The sequence below is a fragment of the Paenibacillus sp. A14 genome, from assembly GCF_036864815.1.
Lineage (GTDB): Bacteria > Bacillota > Bacilli > Paenibacillales > Paenibacillaceae > Fontibacillus > Fontibacillus sanfengchensis.
In genome coordinates this window covers 21,775-38,054 of record NZ_JBAGJD010000003.1, presented here as the reverse complement: position 1 = coordinate 38,054, position 16,280 = coordinate 21,775, and the positions used below count along the sequence as shown (strand labels likewise).

Annotated in this window: 14 protein-coding genes and 1 pseudogene; 11 read left to right on the top strand and 4 right to left on the bottom strand. The window is 53.6% G+C overall.

The genetic code is table 11. The features are described 5' to 3' along the window. Nucleotides 1-12 precede the first annotated feature (12 nt). The 6 genes from V4U88_RS08125 to V4U88_RS08100 all read left to right on the top strand — a co-directional run bounded on the left by V4U88_RS08125 (nucleotide 13) and on the right by V4U88_RS08100 (nucleotide 6,998). The gene (locus V4U88_RS08125) at nucleotides 13-1,194 is read left to right on the top strand and encodes an acetyl-CoA C-acyltransferase (protein ID WP_334072773.1); all 1,182 of its coding nucleotides are present in this window, start codon (nucleotides 13-15) and stop codon (nucleotides 1,192-1,194) included. A gap of 24 nt (nucleotides 1,195-1,218) precedes the next feature. After that, complete coding sequence (locus tag V4U88_RS08120; protein ID WP_334072772.1) at nucleotides 1,219-3,003, top strand: acyl-CoA dehydrogenase family protein; 1,785 nt, start codon at nucleotides 1,219-1,221, stop codon at nucleotides 3,001-3,003. A gap of 29 nt (nucleotides 3,004-3,032) precedes the next feature. After that, nucleotides 3,033-4,748 carry an AMP-binding protein gene (locus V4U88_RS08115; RefSeq protein ID WP_334072771.1) on the top strand — a complete coding sequence of 572 codons (1,716 nt, stop codon included), beginning with the start codon at nucleotides 3,033-3,035 and terminating at the stop codon, nucleotides 4,746-4,748. Between the two features lie 4 nt (nucleotides 4,749-4,752). Continuing rightward, nucleotides 4,753-5,175: a PaaI family thioesterase gene (locus V4U88_RS08110; protein WP_334072770.1), complete on the top strand. Its 423-nt coding sequence runs from the start codon at nucleotides 4,753-4,755 to the stop codon at nucleotides 5,173-5,175. 151 nt (nucleotides 5,176-5,326) lie between these two features. Next, entirely contained in the window at nucleotides 5,327-5,782 is a 456-nt protein-coding gene (locus V4U88_RS08105) for a MarR family winged helix-turn-helix transcriptional regulator (protein WP_334072769.1), read from the top strand. A gap of 25 nt (nucleotides 5,783-5,807) precedes the next feature. Then, nucleotides 5,808-6,998 carry an MFS transporter gene (locus V4U88_RS08100; RefSeq protein WP_442951879.1) on the top strand — a complete coding sequence of 397 codons (1,191 nt, stop codon included), beginning with the start codon at nucleotides 5,808-5,810 and terminating at the stop codon, nucleotides 6,996-6,998. Between the two features lie 8 nt (nucleotides 6,999-7,006). On the opposite strand, the gene V4U88_RS08095 is transcribed toward V4U88_RS08100, so the two are convergent. Beyond that, nucleotides 7,007-8,152 (bottom strand): hypothetical protein, encoded by a 1,146-nt coding sequence (locus V4U88_RS08095; protein ID WP_334072768.1) that lies wholly within the window; start codon nucleotides 8,150-8,152, stop codon nucleotides 7,007-7,009. Nucleotides 8,153-8,285: 133 nt separating this feature from the next. Here V4U88_RS08095 and V4U88_RS08090 point away from each other — a divergent pair, with 133 nt between their 5' ends. From V4U88_RS08090 to V4U88_RS08080, 3 genes are read left to right on the top strand one after another with little or no spacing between them, the layout of a single operon-like run. Beyond that, the gene (locus V4U88_RS08090; RefSeq protein ID WP_334072767.1) at nucleotides 8,286-9,797 is read left to right on the top strand and encodes a spore germination protein; all 1,512 of its coding nucleotides are present in this window, start codon (nucleotides 8,286-8,288) and stop codon (nucleotides 9,795-9,797) included. Nucleotides 9,798-9,808: 11 nt separating this feature from the next. Then, a complete protein-coding gene (locus V4U88_RS08085) occupies nucleotides 9,809-11,050 on the top strand; it encodes a Ger(x)C family spore germination protein (protein ID WP_334072766.1) in 1,242 nt (413 codons plus the stop codon). Between the two features lie 22 nt (nucleotides 11,051-11,072). Further along, nucleotides 11,073-12,167 (top strand): GerAB/ArcD/ProY family transporter, encoded by a 1,095-nt coding sequence (locus tag V4U88_RS08080; protein ID WP_334072765.1) that lies wholly within the window; start codon nucleotides 11,073-11,075, stop codon nucleotides 12,165-12,167. Nucleotides 12,168-12,187: 20 nt separating this feature from the next. Here V4U88_RS08080 and V4U88_RS08075 read toward each other — a convergent pair whose 3' ends face one another. Together V4U88_RS08075 and V4U88_RS08070 are read right to left on the bottom strand one after the other, a co-directional pair. Then, nucleotides 12,188-13,045 (bottom strand): SDR family oxidoreductase, encoded by an 858-nt coding sequence (locus V4U88_RS08075; RefSeq protein ID WP_334072764.1) that lies wholly within the window; start codon nucleotides 13,043-13,045, stop codon nucleotides 12,188-12,190. A 134-nt stretch (nucleotides 13,046-13,179) separates the two neighbouring features. Then, the gene (locus V4U88_RS08070) at nucleotides 13,180-13,359 is read right to left on the bottom strand and encodes a hypothetical protein (protein ID WP_334072763.1); all 180 of its coding nucleotides are present in this window, start codon (nucleotides 13,357-13,359) and stop codon (nucleotides 13,180-13,182) included. A 315-nt stretch (nucleotides 13,360-13,674) separates the two neighbouring features. On the opposite strand from V4U88_RS08070, the pseudogene V4U88_RS08065 reads away from it, so the two are divergent. Next, nucleotides 13,675-14,844: pseudogene (locus V4U88_RS08065) on the top strand (glycosyl hydrolase family 8); the annotation flags it as partial. 51 nt (nucleotides 14,845-14,895) lie between these two features. After that, entirely contained in the window at nucleotides 14,896-15,273 is a 378-nt protein-coding gene (locus tag V4U88_RS08060; RefSeq protein ID WP_334073363.1) for a discoidin domain-containing protein, read from the top strand. Between the two features lie 30 nt (nucleotides 15,274-15,303). On the opposite strand, the gene V4U88_RS08055 is transcribed toward V4U88_RS08060, so the two are convergent. Further along, complete coding sequence (locus tag V4U88_RS08055) at nucleotides 15,304-16,155, bottom strand: AraC family transcriptional regulator (RefSeq protein ID WP_334072762.1); 852 nt, start codon at nucleotides 16,153-16,155, stop codon at nucleotides 15,304-15,306. Between the last annotated feature and the right edge of the window lie 125 nt (nucleotides 16,156-16,280).

Genomic DNA, 16,280 nt, shown 5'->3' with positions numbered 1-16,280 from the left:
GAGAGTGATGAGATGAAGGAAGCGGTTATTGTTTCGCTGGCCCGGACCGCGGTGGGGAAAGCCAAGCGGGGCAGCCTGGCGCAGACGCGGGCGGACGATTTGGGGAAAGCGGTACTGGAAGCGGTGATCGACCGGGCGCCGGGTTTGGAGAAGGCTGACGTGGAGGATATCATCATCGGCTGCGCGATGCCGGAAGGAGAGCAGGGACTTAATTTCGCCCGGATCATGTCGCTGTATGCCGGGTTCCCGGTCACCGTACCGGCGATGACGATCAACCGGTTTTGCTCCTCGGGTCTGCAATCGATCGCGCTCGCGGCCGAGCGGATTATGCTGGGGCATGCGGAGGTCGTTATTGCCGGCGGGGTGGAAAGCATGAGCCACGTGCCGATGACGGGGTTCAAAGCGTCGCCGAATCCGAAAATCGTGGACGACATGCCGGAAGTTTATATGGCGATGGGGCATACCGCGGAACGGGTGGCGGAGCGGTTCGGCATCTCCCGCGAGGATCAGGACCGGTTCGCGCTCCGCTCGCACCAGAAGGCCGCCACTGCGATTGCCGAAGGCAAGTTCAAGGAGGAGGTCGTGCCGTTTCAGGCGGAGTATACGCAAATCGGCGATGACGGAAAGCCGGTCAAGAATACGTTGATGTTCGACACGGATGAAGGCGTTCGCCCGGACACCTCCTTGGAAGCCCTGACGAAGCTAAAGCCGGGGTTCAAGGCGGGCGGAACGGTGACGGCGGGCAATACGTCGCAGATGAGCGACGGCGCCGCGGCGGTCGCCGTGATGAGCCGGGAAAGGGCCGACCGGCTGGGACTTCCGCCGTTGGCGACCTTCCGCTCCTTCGCCTTGTCCGGAGTGGAGCCGGAACTGATGGGCGTCGGGCCGGTCGAAGCGATTCCCAAGGCGCTGCGGCTGGCGGGCATCGGGCTACAAGACGTTTCGCTGTTCGAAATTAACGAGGCTTTTGCTTCCCAATGCCTGCATATTATCCGCGAGTTGAACCTTGACGAGGACAAAGTCAATGTCAACGGCGGGGCGATTGCGCTCGGCCATCCGCTCGGCTGCACCGGCACGAAGCTGAGCGCCACGCTGATCCAGGAGCTTCGCCGCCGCGCGGGCGGATACGGCGTGGTGTCCATGTGCATCGGCGGCGGCATGGGAGCGGCCGGCGTGTTTGAAGTGCACGGTTAATCCGATACGAAGGAGAGGATCACGATGAGTCATGAGACGATGAGCAAGGTGCTTGGCGGAAGCTTTGTTATTGAAGAAGGCGATTACCGCAGTGTCGTCACCCCCGAAGATTTTACCGAGGAGCAGCGGATGATTGCGGATACGACGCTGCAGTTTGTCGAGGGGGAGATCGTTCCCAGAGACGAGGAGATCGAGAAGCTCGATTATGGGCTGACGGTCGAACTGCTGCGCAAGGCGGGCGATTTGGGGCTGCTCGGCGCTGACGTCCCCGAGGCCTACGGCGGGCTCGGATTGGATAAGGTCAGCACCACGCTGATCAACGAGAAGCTGACCAAGGGCTCCTCGTTCGCGTTATCCTTCGGCGCCCATGTCGGCATCGGCACGCTGCCGATCGTGTATTTTGGAACAGAAGCGCAGAAGCGCAAATACTTGCCCGAGCTTGCCGCCGGCGCCAAAATCGCCGCCTACTGCCTGACCGAACCCTCATCCGGCTCGGATGCCCTCGGGGCCAAAGCGACGGCGAAGCTCGCCGAGGACGGTTCCCACTACGTGCTGAACGGAACGAAGCAGTTCATTACGAACGCGGGATTTGCCGATATTTTTATCGTTTATGCCAAAGTGGACGGGAAAGATTTCAGCACGTTTATCGTGGAGCGGGAAATGGAAGGCGTCAGCATCGGGCCGGAGGAAAAGAAGATGGGCATCAAAGGTTCGTCGACGTGCCCGCTGATTCTGGAGGATGTCAAAGTGCCTGCGGAGAACCTGCTGTGGGAGGTCGGCAAAGGTCATTTGATCGCTTTCAACATCCTGAACATCGGCCGCTTTAAACTGGCGGCGGGCTGTGTGGGCTCGGCGAAGGACGCCATCGAGCTCAGCGCCGTCTACGCGAACGAACGGACCCAGTTCGGCCGGAGTCTTTCGTCATTCCCGCTCATCGGGAGAAAGCTGGCCGAGATGAATATCCGTACCTTCGTGATGGAGAGCATGGTCTACCGGACCGCCGGTCTGTTCGATATCGGGCTGGCCGAAGTGAATTATGAAAGCACGGACGTCGGCTACCAGTCGGCCAAAGCGATAGCCGAATATCAACTCGAATGTTCGATCAATAAAGTGTTCGGTTCGGAGGCGCTGGATTTCGTGGCGGATGAAGGGGTTCAAATCCATGGCGGGTACGGGTTTACCCAAGAATACCGGATCGAGCGGATCTATCGCGATTCCAGGATCAACCGGATTTTCGAAGGGACGAATGAGATCAATCGCCTGTTAATTCCCGGAACGCTGATCAAACGGGCTTTGAAGGGAGAACTTCCTTTGATGGAAAAGGCTATGAAACTTCAGGCCGAACTGATGGAGCCGATGCCCGCCAAGACCTTTGAAGGAACGTTGGAACAGGAAGCGCATTTGCTGGCCATGGCGAAAAAAATCTTCCTGATGGCCGGAGCCCAGGCCGTGCAGAAATATCAGACCAAGCTGGAGCGGGAGCAGGAAATCCTGAGTCATCTGGCCGATATGATGATTGCCATCTACGCGATGGAAAGCGTTCTCTTCCGCACCCGGAAAATGATCGACCGGTCCGGTGAGGATAAGGCGGGACCGGCCATTGAGATGACGACCGCCTTCGTTCATGATCAATTCGGGCTGATCGCAAACGGAGCAAGGGAGGTGCTGTCGGCCATGGAAAGCGGGGATACCTTACGGACCCAATTGTCCATCCTCAAAAAACTGGCGAAACAGCCGGCCGTGGACCTCCTGCATTTGAAACGTTCGATCGCCGAACGGGTCATCCGCGCGGAGAAATATGTGGTGTAGAAGGAAGCTAATCTACGGGAGGGAAGGCGATGTTGTCCGACAAGCCATGGTTAAGACATTATCCCGCCGAAGTACCACCGACCTACGCTTATCCTCAGCAAAACTTGGCCCAGTTTCTTGTGCAATCCGCCGCAGACCATCCGAAAGGATGCGCGCTTGATTTTTTCGGTAAAAAAATGACTTACGCCCGTCTGCTGGAGCAGAGTTACCGTTTTGCCCGGGCGCTGCTGCGTCTCGGAATCGTCAAAGGGGACCGGGTTGCCGTGATGCTCCCGAATTGCCCGCAAGCTGTAATCGCTTATTACGGCACCTTGCTGATGGGCGGCATCGTCGTCATGACGAATCCGCTGTATATGCCCCGGGAACTGGAGCATCAGCTCACGGATTCGGGGGCGCGCCTCATCGTGACGCTCGACGTTCTGGTCGCCAGAGTGAAGTCGTCCATGGAGCACCGTCCGCTGGAGAAAATCATCGTTACCCGTTTGCAGGACTATCTGCCTTTTCCCAAGAATGCCCTATACCCGATCAAGGCCCGTAAAGAAGGGATGAAGCCCGAAGTTGCTTACGACGATAATGTACTCTCTTTCACGGCCCTGTTGAGGCAGTCCTCGCCCGACCCTGTCGAGGCGGCGCTGAAGCCGGACGAGGACCTGGCTCTTCTGCAGTATACGGGCGGAACGACCGGGTATGCCAAGGGGGTCATGCTGACCCACAGTAACCTGGTCGCCAACACTTTGCAGAGCCGGCTATGGTTCTACCGCTCCCGGGCGGGACGCGAACGGTATATGGCGGCGCTTCCCTTTTTTCATGTATTTGGGATGACCGTTCTCCTAAATCAGGCCATTTCGCTGGGCTGTACCCTCCTGCTTGTCCCGAGATTCGAAGTCGGGCAGGTGCTGAGGATGATCGACCGCAAGAAACCGACGGTTTTTCCCGGGGCGCCCACCATGTACGTGGCCATGATCAATCGCCCCGACATCGCCCGCTATAATTTGTCGTCGATTGGGGTGTGCATCAGCGGGGCGGCATCGCTGCCCCTCGAGGTGCAGTCCCGGTTTGAGGCGCTGTCCGGGGGCAAGCTGATCGAAGGATACGGATTGACGGAGGCCTCGCCGGTCACGCATGCCAATAATATTTGGGAGAAGCGGAAGAATGGATCTATCGGTATTCCTTTCCCCGACACGGAGGCGAAAATCGTCGAGCCGGATACATTAACGGAAGTGATGCCCGGCGAGATCGGCGAATTGGCCGTGAAAGGCCCGCAAGTGATGAAGGGGTACTGGAACCAGCCGGAGGAAACTTACAAATGCCTAAAGGACGGCTGGCTGCTGACCGGGGATCTGGGAAGGATGGATGAGGACGGGTTTTTCTATATTTTGGACCGGAGAAAGGATCTCATTATTGCCGGCGGCTACAACATCTACCCCCGAGAAGTGGAGGAAGTGCTGTTCGAGCATCCCGGCGTAGCGGAAGCCATCGTGGCAGGGGTGTATGACCCCTATCGTGGAGAGACGGTCAAAGCATATATCGTACCGCGGGCCGGCGCCGTTCCCGATGAAGAAGAGTTGAAGCTGTGGTGTAAAGGCAAGCTTGCGGCTTACAAGGTCCCCAAAATCTACGAGTTTCGGGAGAGCCTTCCCAAGACGCTGGCCGGAAAGGTGCTCCGCCGTAAACTGGTCGAAGAAGAGGCCACAAGGCTGCAAAGCAGACCAGTCGACGATGAGACGGGGCGGAAAGGAGGGTGATGAAATGAAAGCGAATACAGAGGAACGGCATCCGGAATGGGAGGCATGGAGCCAGTCCGCAAAGGGGACTTTATGGGATTTGCTCGGCTGCGAGCTGGAAGCCGCGGATGACCGGAAAGTTGTCGTTACGCTCGAGATTCAGCCGCATCACTTGAACATGATCGGGATTTTACACGGCGGGGTTCACGCGGCGATGATGGACTCGGCCATGGGGCTACTGGCCATGATCTTAAAACCGGGCGCGAGCGTGGTGACGACCAATCTCAATCTTAACTATGTGGCCAAGGCGGAGTCCGGACAGGGGCCGGTTACCGTCACGGCCGAGGCGATCCATGTTTCGCGCAAATCGGTTACCGCCCAAGCATCGCTGCATACGAGGGATGGGGACTTGTGCGCCTTTGGTACGGGGACGTTTCGGATAACCTAGATCCGATTATGGTCACTATCCGTTTATTCATTCGTTGCAAGACTCGTCGGTAGTATACCGTACGGGTCTTTTTTTTGGCATTTCCGTCATTGACGTAATTAGTTGCCTTTGTTATAGTTGTTTAAGCAACTAATTAGAGAGGACGTTCTGTATGGAAGCGCAGGATACTCATCTGGCTATCGGTTTTATTATGGGCGTCACTTACCGGAAAATTGCCGGCCTCCTGCAAAGCAGGCTGCGGGAATACGATATCACGCCGGAACAGTGGTCCGTCCTGTTTCAGATCGATCGTGCCGAAGGCCTGATTCAGCGGGAAATCGCCAGCCGCACGGGAAAAGACAAGCCAACCACCACCCGGATCCTCGATCATCTGGAGACGAAGGGGCTGGTCCTCAAGAAGGCGGGAATACGGGACCGCCGCTCCTTTCTCGTCTTCAGCACGGAACGGGGCAAGGCGCTGATCCGGGACACGATCGGTATTGAAGCCGGAGTGACCGAGGACGTAAAGGCGTGTATGACCGAGGAGGAATACGGGCAATTGCTCGAACTTCTCCTGCGGATTAACCGTCATGTCGGCAGCCTGATCGATGCCGAAAGTACTTCTTAGACAAGATAGAGTGGGAGAGATCAACTTGAATCAAGAGTTACACGGGGACAGGTTATGGGGCAAATCGTTCATATCCTTGACGGTATGCTCCTTTTTACTGTTCTTGAATTTGCAAATGCTGTTGTCGTCGTTTCCAGCCTATGTCAAAAATGAATTTCAAGCCGGGGACTTGCAGGTTAGTCTGGTGACGAGCGTTTTTGCGCTTTCCGCCATCCTTACCCGTTTCTTGACGGCTGCGCTCTTAAAAAAATGGTCCAGAAACCTGCTGCTATATGCCGGTCTGGTCATCGCCGCCATCACGACGGGCATTTATGTGTTGGCCGGCTCGGTCGGAAGCCTACTGCTGATGCGCGCCGGTTACGGAATCGGGTTCGGGATGGCCAGCACCATTCTGCCGACCCTTGTCTCGCAAATCATTCCTCTCCGCCGTATGGGGGAGGGGATCGGATATTTTGGTTTGTCCACGAGCCTGGCGATGTCGATCGGGCCGATGATCGGGTTGAATATGATGAAGCAGGCCGGATTCGGTATGCTTAGCGCGGCCGGTACGGTCACGGTCGCTTTGATTCTGCCGATTTTGCTGCTCAGCCGATCTATTCCGCCAGCCCCGCAAATCCAGAGCCCCGGCGGGGAGGCGGGTGAAAAGAAGCCTGCCAAATTCAACACAAAGCTGCTGTTGCCGGCCCTGCTCAATGTGACGTTATCGATTACTTATAGCGGTTTGTTAAGCTTTATCGCTTTATTTGGAGAATTCATGCACCTCGCGCAGGTTGGATTATTCTTTCTATTCAATGCGGTGACGGTCATCGTGATTCGCCCGATTTCGGGACGCGTGTTTGACCGCAGAGGCCCCGCGGCCGTGTTGATTCCGGCAGCTATCCTGGTTGTGGCGAGCATGACCGTGCTGTCGTATGCGGCATCGATGCCGCTGTTGATTCTGTCGGCGCTCCTATACGGCCTTGGCTTCGGAGCTATCCAGCCGACGATACAAGCCTGGATGCTTCGTTCTTCCGCACCCGAGCAGTACGGCACGGCTAACAGCATGTTTTACAATTCCACGGATTTTGGAGTGGCCATTGGCGCAATAATCCTGGGGGCGATCGCTTCCGCGACCAATTATGCGATTATGTACCGTTATTCCGCCGGATTTATGATTCTTTTCCTCGTGTTGTTTGTTATTTTCCATGTGTTTACTTTGAGAAGAAAGTCCTCTTGATTTTAAGATCACCCGCCCGTCGTGTGCCTGTCGTTTTTGGCCCGGCGGGCTTTGCTTCGTCTCGCGCCGAGTTGGGCCATGGCGAAGAAGATGCAGATAAACACGCCGATGGTCAGCGTGTCGATCCATACGGCCTCATAATAAATCGGAGGAAATTTCCGGAACAGCCCGGAGACAGCAAGACCCGCAGCCTGGAAGGCATAAAGCAGCAGTGTATCCAAGAGAGGGCGGAACCAGCGCCGTGTTATCCTCCAATACCTGCCGAAGATAAATAGGGCAGCCACATTGATCATAATGAACGTGAAGGATGGCGAATGGTCCGAAAAAAGATCACCCTCCAAATCCCAGTTCGGCATCCAGACGGCGGCGATCAGCAGGTTGAACAGAAGAAGCCCCCCGTACAAAGGTTTAAACCATTTCTTATCGTTTTGTTCTTGTTTTATTTCCCTGGCGCGCTCCATTTCCGGGCTGCGCCAAGCCGGAGGCTCTTTTCTTGTCATAGTTCCGATGTCACTCAAAGAACCTTCTCCCATGTAGGGTTCTTTCTCCAATTGCCCATAGCCGGTTATGTAATCCGCAGGGGCGGCCAGGGAGACATTTGCGGTGGAAGTCATCACGGTCACCTCTTGGCTCAAAAATCGCCCGGCCCATTGAAGAACCTCCTCTTTGTTCTCCATCCCGAAAAAAGCATAATCCGTTTCCCCACGCTCATTCTCCCACTGGATGATCATCTGGGCGCCTATGCAGTAAGATCCCGGCCTGTTCCCGGCGGTGGGGATATAGCGTGTTTTTCTGGCAACCAGAACTTCTCTCATGCTGCCATAGGGAATCAGCCGCTTCGTTTCCGTTCCTTTTTTCAGATCTTTATAATTGCTGAAGAATCCCTCGTCATTCAGCCCCGTCTCAAACTGATGATCGGTGTATAATTTGCTGTTCTTCCATGTGAACCAGGCTGCCCAGGAGATAACGGCACCGGTAAACAGGGACAGCAGCGCGCCGCCCCACAACCCCGTCCACAGCAGATAAGCGCCTAGTCCGAAGCCGCCGAGACTCAACAGGGCCAGAAAGAAGAAAATCACGAGATGTGCGATTTTCGCCCAGCCCGGAATCTGATTGGAGTAATTCAAACTGTCGCCTTTGCGCATTTCAATCACGGATCATTCTCTCCCTTTGACTTATGTTGTTTCCATCTGATTATAACATTGATAGAGCTTAACTTATGAAGAATACCGTTGAAAGAGTAGGGTATATTACAAAATACGACAAATACGGAAAGGGTAAGGGGTAATGGTGGACAAAGGAAACCAAGGTTCCGACAAAAACCTTCCTTCGGATCTATCGCAGAGCGTGGAGATTGTCCGGAATCGTTTGGGCAAAAGCTCCGATTTCAAAGCGCGGGAGATCATATTGCCCGGGCAAAGCTCTCCTGTCGCGGCGATTTGTTATTTCAACGGGCTGGTGGATCTGAAGAGCATCAACAAAATGATAGCCACCGTCAACGATTACTTACTGGGAGAAAAGCAGGGGGATCCTTCGCCTTCTTCCATTGAGGATATCATTCCAGGGGATTTGAGAAAGTCGGGCAATATCGATAACCTGATCCAAGCTTTGCTTGATGGTTCAACGGTGATGCTGATCGACGGGCTCCCTAGCGCGGCGATCGTTTCACTTCCCGGGGGAAAGAGGAGAGCCGTGGAGGAGCCTTCCTCGCAAACGGTGATTCGCGGACCTAAGGAAGGCTTTACGGAGGACGTTGCGACCAACATTGCGTTAATCCGGCGAAAAATTCGATCCCCGGAGTTAAGATTTGAAGACCGCACGATCGGACGCGTTACAAAAACGCGGGTCTCGGTGGCTTATATCAAGGGGATCGCTAAAGATGAAGTCGTAAAAGAGGTGTTCACACGGCTCGATCGTATTGATGTCGATAGTATTCTGGAAAGCGGGTATATCGAGGAGTATATCCAAGACACGACGGCTACGCCTTTTCCGACCCTTATTAACACGGAGCGTCCGGATGCCGTCGCGGGAAATCTCCTGGACGGCCAGGTCGCCATTCTGGTGGACGGTAGTCCATTTGTGTTGGTTGCTCCCGTAACTTTCTTCAAGTTCTTTCTTGCGAGTGAAGACTATTACCAACGGTATGATATTTCCAGCTTTCTCCGTCTGATCCGGCTATTTTCCTTCTTGATGGCTTTGCTGCTGCCCTCGCTCTATATCGCGGTGACGACATTCCAGCAGGAAATGATTCCGACCACGCTGCTGATCAGTCTCGCCGCCCAACGGGAGGGGACGCCGTTGCCGGCTTTGCTTGAAGCTCTGCTGATGGAACTGACTTTCGAGGTCATCCGCGAAGCCGGCGTGCGCATGCCTAGGGTGGTCGGGCCGGCCATCTCCATTGTCGGCGCGCTCGTTTTAGGGCAGGCCGCCGTACAGGCTGGGCTCGTGTCCGCTGCGATGGTCATTATCGTTTCCTTTACGGCGATCTCAAATTTTGTGATCCCGTACTTCAGTATGTCTGCGGCGGTTCGGCTCGTTCGTTTCGGGCTGATGCTGCTTGCCGGCACTTTCGGACTGTACGGAATTCTGGCGGGAGGAATTCCCTTGTTGGTGCACATGATTTCGCTAAGATCGTTTGGAGTTCCTTATTTTCTGCCCCTTTCTCCGTTAAGCTTCAACAATTTGAAGGATGTGTTGATTAGGGCGCCATGGCCCTTGCTTAAAACACGGCCGTCCCATTTCAGTGCCAACAATCGGGTTCGTCAATCCTCCACGAAGAGAGAGAAGAAAACGAACTAAGGAGAACCGAGATGCGTAAGTTAAAAGCTTGCTTTTTGTTGTTGTTATTGTCTTTGTTTCTGGCAGGATGCTGGAACCGTACGGAGCTGAATGAATTGGGCATTACCGTCGCGACAGGATTTGACCGGGAGAACGGAAAATGGTCAATGTCCTATCAAATGGTCGTACCTTCGGCAATGGGAACGGGGCAAGGCGGAAGCGGGGGAAGTGGGGGCGGCGGCCGGCCAAGCGTGCATGTATTTACGACGGAAGGCACTTCAATTAGAGAGGCTGCTGATATGGGTTATGTCGAAAATCCACGAAGACTCTATTTCGCGCATACGGATATTCTCATCATTGGCCGGGAAGCGGCCGAGTACGGTATAAATCAGATTTTGGGGCTTTATTTTCGAAACAACGATGCGCGGGAAACCGTGCTGGTCGCATTGACGGACGGAAAAGCAAGAGACATTTTATTAAAGCTGGTTCCCGCGGAGAAGATGCCGGGTCCGGCCCTGGCCGATATTATCCAGAAAGAAAGCACCTTCTCTTCGATTTTTCCCAAGATCAGAGTATATGAGCTGGCCCAAAAAATACTGTCGGATGCCGGAGGAGCGGGAGTTCCCACAATCCAGTTTAGCGGTAAGGATGATCATGGGATGGAGTCCATGGAAACCGAAAAAACGATTTCATCGTCAAGTAAGCTTAAACTGACCAAGTTAGGCGTTTTTCGCCGCAACCAATTTATCGGATGGATGAACCGTGAGGAAAGCTTCGGGATCTCCTGGCTCTCCAATCAAGTGAAAGGCAGTACTTTGGCGTTCGGCTGCCCGGAAACCGATAATAAAAGCAGACAATCGGCCTTTCGGGTTACCAATGCCAAAACAACCGTCAAACCGGTGAAATCCGGGGAGCATTTTAAAATGAAAATTAAGGTGAGGGTCAAGGGGGACTTGTTGGAATTCCAGTGTAAAGGGGATTTGACCAAACCTGAAGAGATCCGCAAGATCGAGAAAACATTGGAAGAAGAAATTCAGTCGATAATTCAAAGCGGTTGGAAGGCAGCGCAAAAGATGCGTGTTGATCTTCCCGGATTTGCCGATAAGGTTCACCGCAAATATCCGAAGGCATGGAAAGAGAAAAAAGCCTCTTGGGAAGAGGAGCTGGCAAGCATCGAGCTTGATTTGGATATCAAAGTGTCCGTGCAGCGGCCGGGTTTAACAAATAAATCGTTCGATCAGCTTCAAAAAGAAACCGTCGAGCAGGACAGTTAACAAAATAGAGAGGAGAGGGAGCATGAAAAACGAAGAGAGCCGATTAACCGAGCTGATCGCCTGTTTTGTCCTCTTTGAGATCGGCAGCACCACTCTGTTCCAGATTGCTGCGGATGCCGGCCAGGACGCCTGGCTTGCCATGCTGATCGGGTCTGCCGTCGGTTTTATGCTACTCCTGCTATACCTCTGGATCCATAAGATGAATCCGAATCGAAGCCTTTACGAGATGTGCGTCCATTTTTACGGAAAGTGGCTGGGTAAGGGCGTGGGTTTTATATTGGTGTTCTACTTTGCTTACGAATCCTCACGGAACTTACGGGACCTCGGAGAACTTGCCGCGTTTGCGCTATTGAATCGGACTCCCTTGGCGGTCCTCATGTTAATCGGTATTCTTGTCGTGGGCAACAGCGTTCGTTATGGGGCCCACATTGTGTTTTTAGTCTGTCTTGCCATGCTGCCTACCGTTCTTCTAAGCTATATGCTGCTCATCTTTATGATCATAGGAAAAGGGATGCTTCATTTTGAATATATGCAGCCGGTTCTGGAAAACGGGTTCGGCCCTGTCATATCGGCCGCCTTGCCCGAGACGGTTTCCTTTCCTTTCGGGCAAAGCCTGCTGTTTCTTGTCTTTTTCCCGATGGTAAGAAAGGATAAAAACCTGGGAAAAGCCATGCTGATCTCATATATCTGCACTGCGGTTGTTTTAACGGTGATCAATCAGATCAATATTTTGGTGTTGGGTCCGACGTTGACCAAGTTAACGTTATTTCCGCTGCTTCAAGTCGTGCAATTAATCGAGGCGGCGGAGGTTTTTGAGCGGATGGACGTGCTGTTTGTCATTGTTTTATTTGTCGGGTTAGGGACCAAAGTCATTATGTTTTACATCGGAGCAGTCACCGGACTCGCCCAGATCACAAAAATCGGATACAGGAAATGGGTTCTTCCCATAGGAGCGCTTATCTTTGGTGCGAGTTTCCTTTCCCCTAATTTCTCCCACCATCTTTGGGTCGGAATCGATGTGATTTTAAACAAGTTGGATCCATACTTCCAGTTCGGATTACCGCTTGTTCTGCTTACCGTCATGCTGCTGCGGCGGAAAAAAAGAATGCAGGGATAACGGGCGCCTTGTCCGGTTAGTTATTTACCTTTTCGTGTCAGTTCCGTGAGGCGGTCCCACTCCTCCCGGGATAACTCGGCAAGGTCGTTGAATTGGCCCGCGCCCCGCAGCCATTCGGCGCCGTCCACGGTGATGACTTCGCCATTGATATAGGCAGCGGCGTCGGACACGAGAAAAGCGGCGAGATCCGCCAATTCGCCGGGAGAGCCGGTCCGGCCGAGGGGAAGGCGCGCCATCATTTTGGCCTCAAGCTCCGGGGTCGGGGAGAGGCGGGAGCCCGCGCCTTCCGTCGGGAAGACCCCGGGAGCGATCGCGGCTTGACGGATGCCGTAGGGCGCCCACTCGACGGCGAGCGACCGGGTCAGCGCGAGTACGCCGGCTTTGGCGGCGGCGGAGGGGGCAACATAGCCCGAGCCGGTCAGGGCATAGGTCGTGACGATGTTCAGCATCACGCCTTTGCGCTTTTGCTCAACCCAGCGTTTGCCGACTTCCAGTGTCATATAAAAAGTTCCGTGCAGCACGATGCCGAGCACAGCGTCCACCGCTCTGGGGGACAGGCGCTCCGTCGGACTGATGAAATTGCCCGCCGCATTGTTCACGAGCACATCCACACCGCCGTAATGCCGTTCCACCGCCTCCACCAATTCCCGGACCTGCTCCGGATCCCTCACATCGCACGTCTTATAGAATACGGGGCTGCCATTTCTTTTTTCCAGCCCTGCAGCCGCTTGCCGAAGAATCTCTTCACGGCGGCCGCAGATCGCAAGCTTCGCCCCCAGCTCCAAAAAACGGCTGCCCATCGCCAGACCAAGCCCGGTTCCGCCTCCGGTCACCAAGATAATTTTTCCTTCCAACAGTTGTTCCTGAAAGATCCCCATCCCCAAGCTCTCCTTTCGGAATCGATTTCGCATATCCTAGAGGTATTCGCGCACACGACGCTTTAAACCTTTTAGCGGCATTTTGCTGCGACGAAAAAACCGCCCCGAATCTCCGGGGCGGCTTGGCGAAAGGCTTATTCTTTTGCCGATTTGGAATCTGTAAATGCTGCCGGTTTGGCAACCCACTCATCGGCTTCCGGTTCGATATCAACGCCGTTTTCCATTTTCTTCTTCTCGGCCAAAGAATCTCCTTCATGCGGTTTGTTGCGCAGTTCGGCTTCATCGCGGTATTGGTTATTGTCCTGATTAGGCATGGTCAAATCCTCCTTTAGATGTCGGTTTCTGGGGTGATTCCTTATTTATAGTTACCCGTTACCGCTATTTACAAACATTTTTTCGATAGAATATAAAAGCGCTTTAACTTTTAATAAAAATGGTATATAATGCCTTTGTAGGACATCCTTGCTAACACAGAATTCCGGCCTGCAGTTTCTATTATGAAGACTTAAGGAGGAATGATCATGGTAAGGTCAAGGACGATTCGCGCAAGACACGGCAAGAGGCAATGGAAGTGGATCAACTTTTTGCTGATGGTGGTGCTGCTCGTGCCTACGGTATCTTTTTTACCCGACAGCGAGGTTTATGCGGCTTCGCCAAACCGGCCGTTTCCCCAGCAAGTGGATTACCCCGGCGTCATCAAACCCTCCCACGTCAGTCAGGACAACATGAATCAATCCGTTTCCGCTTACTATGATTACTGGAAGTCCAAGTATTTAAAGCATGATTTGAAGTCTTTACCCGGCGGGTATTACGTTAAAGGAAATATTACCGGAAATCCCGACGGATTTAAAGCTTTGGGCTCATCCGAAGGCCAAGGCTACGGGATGGTCATCTCCGCCCTGATGGCGGGATACGATCCCCAGGCGCAGACGATTTATAATGGATTATTCAAAACTGCACGCGCTTATAAAAGCTCCGGAAATTCGAATCTGATGGGTTGGGTCGTGGCCGATGATGTTCGGGCCCAGGGCCATTTCGGTTCAGCGACAGATGGTGACCTGGATATCGCCTATTCGTTAATCCTGGCTCATCATCAATGGGGATCGGACGGCGAGGTCAACTATTTGAACGAAGCCCGGAAAATGATTAACAGCGGGATCAAAGCGAGCTATGTGACGAATCAGCGCCGGATCAATCTGGGGGATTGGGACAGCAAGAATGCGTTAAATACCCGCCCATCCGATTGGATGTTGAGCCATTTCCGGGCTTTTCATGAGGTCACCGGGGACCAGGTTTGGATCGATGTGATCGACAATCTCTACCGGGTATACAATCAGTTCAGCACGAAATATTCTTCTTCTACCGGACTGATTTCCGATTTTGTCGTCGAGGATCCGCCCAAACCAGCCCCGGAATATTACTTGGATGAATTTAAGGAAACAAACCAATATTACTATAACGCGAGCCGCTTCCCGCTTCGGATTGTGATGGATTACGCCTTATACGGCGACTCCAGGGGCAAGGCCGCGGCCGATAAACTGGCGAAGTGGATCAAGTCCAAGAGCAACAATAACCCGGCGAATATCAAGAACGGATACAAGATGGATGGAACGCCGATCGGCGACTACGCGACCGCCGTGTTCGTCGCCCCGCTGATCGCCGCGGGAACGGCGGACGGTGCCAATCAAGCCTGGGTGAACGCGGGTTGGGATTGGATCAAGAATAAGAAAGAGGATTATTTTAGCGACACTTATAATCTTTTATGCATGCTGTATCTTTCCGGTAACTGGTGGATTCCGTCCGGACAAGCTCCGGAGCCGGCAGTCAACCTGGGACTGAATAAACCGGCGGTGTCCAGCTCGATCGAGGGAATGGGTTTTGAGGCGGGTAAAGCGTTTGACGGTAACCTGGTTTCCCGCTGGGCCAGCAACGAAGGGACGGATCCCGAATGGATATATGTCGATTTGGGCAGTGTTCAGTCCGTTTCCGGAGTAAAGCTGAAATGGGAGGATGCCCACGCCACCCAATTCAAAATTCAGGTTTCTTCCGAGACCGGCGGAAATCCGGTCAACTGGACCGATGTCGCAACGGTCACCAACGGGGATGGAGGAGAAGATTCTTTCACTTTCGCCCCCCAGAACGCCAGATACGTAAGAATGTACGGGACGCAGCGGGGGACATCGTACGGTTATTCTTTGTACGAGTTTGAAGTATACGGTGAAAACTGAGGTCATTTTAAAAAAAAGGAAGCCGGACGCTTATCGTCCGGCTTCCTTGGCATGTGCGGCAATGTTTCCGGGTTTTGTACTCACCCGAGTGCCACGATATTGGGACGGAGACAAACCGGTCACGCGCTTAAACATTTTTGAAAAGAGCAGCGGGTCGCTGTAGCCGACGGAGCGCGCCACGTCGGCGACCGACAGGCTGAGGGACTCCAGCAGTTCCCTCGCTTTGTTCATGCGAAATTGCAGCAGATATTTTTGCGGCGACAGGTTCATTCTCTCTTTGAACAACGTGGAGAGGTAAACCCGATCGATCCCGATCATCCGGGCAAGCTCGGTGATGCTGACCGGATTGGAGTAATTCATCCGGATATATTCGATCGTCCGGTCCACGTAACGTGTTTTGAGAGCCGGTTGGGAGGAGGCCCCGCGGTTTGAGAGCATCTCTCCCAGCCAGTCGGCCAAAAACCGGTATAACCCGCTGCGCAGGGCCAATCCGCAGATCGGTTCAGGCCGGCCTAAGGTCTGCTCAAACTCGTCCAAATACGTATCGAACCAGGTGGGACGGGAGCATTCGAACACGGGCCGATCCCGGTTCAATCCCGCAGTTTCGAGCAAAGTTTCCGCATCTTCACCCTCGAACGCGATCCAGGAGTACACCCAAGGTTCGGCTTCGTCCGCCTTCATGCAGCAGATCTGCCCGGGATAAACGGCAAAGCCGCCCCCTTTTTCAAGCTCGTATTGTTGACCGTTTAAATCGTACCGGCCTTTACCCTCATGGATAAACAGCAGCTTATACTGTTCTTTGATGCCCGGGCCCCAGCAGTATCCCCGTTCACAATGCTGCTTGCCGTGATAACAGTAAGATATCGAGTATTGGGTCGTCATTATATTTTGCTCCTGTTCTCAAAGTACAATTACATTATGCCATGAAAATACAACATCCGGGTATTTATTTTGGGGCTGATTGCTCAGTATAATCAGGATGTAATCGCTAGTTCCTCTTAATATGA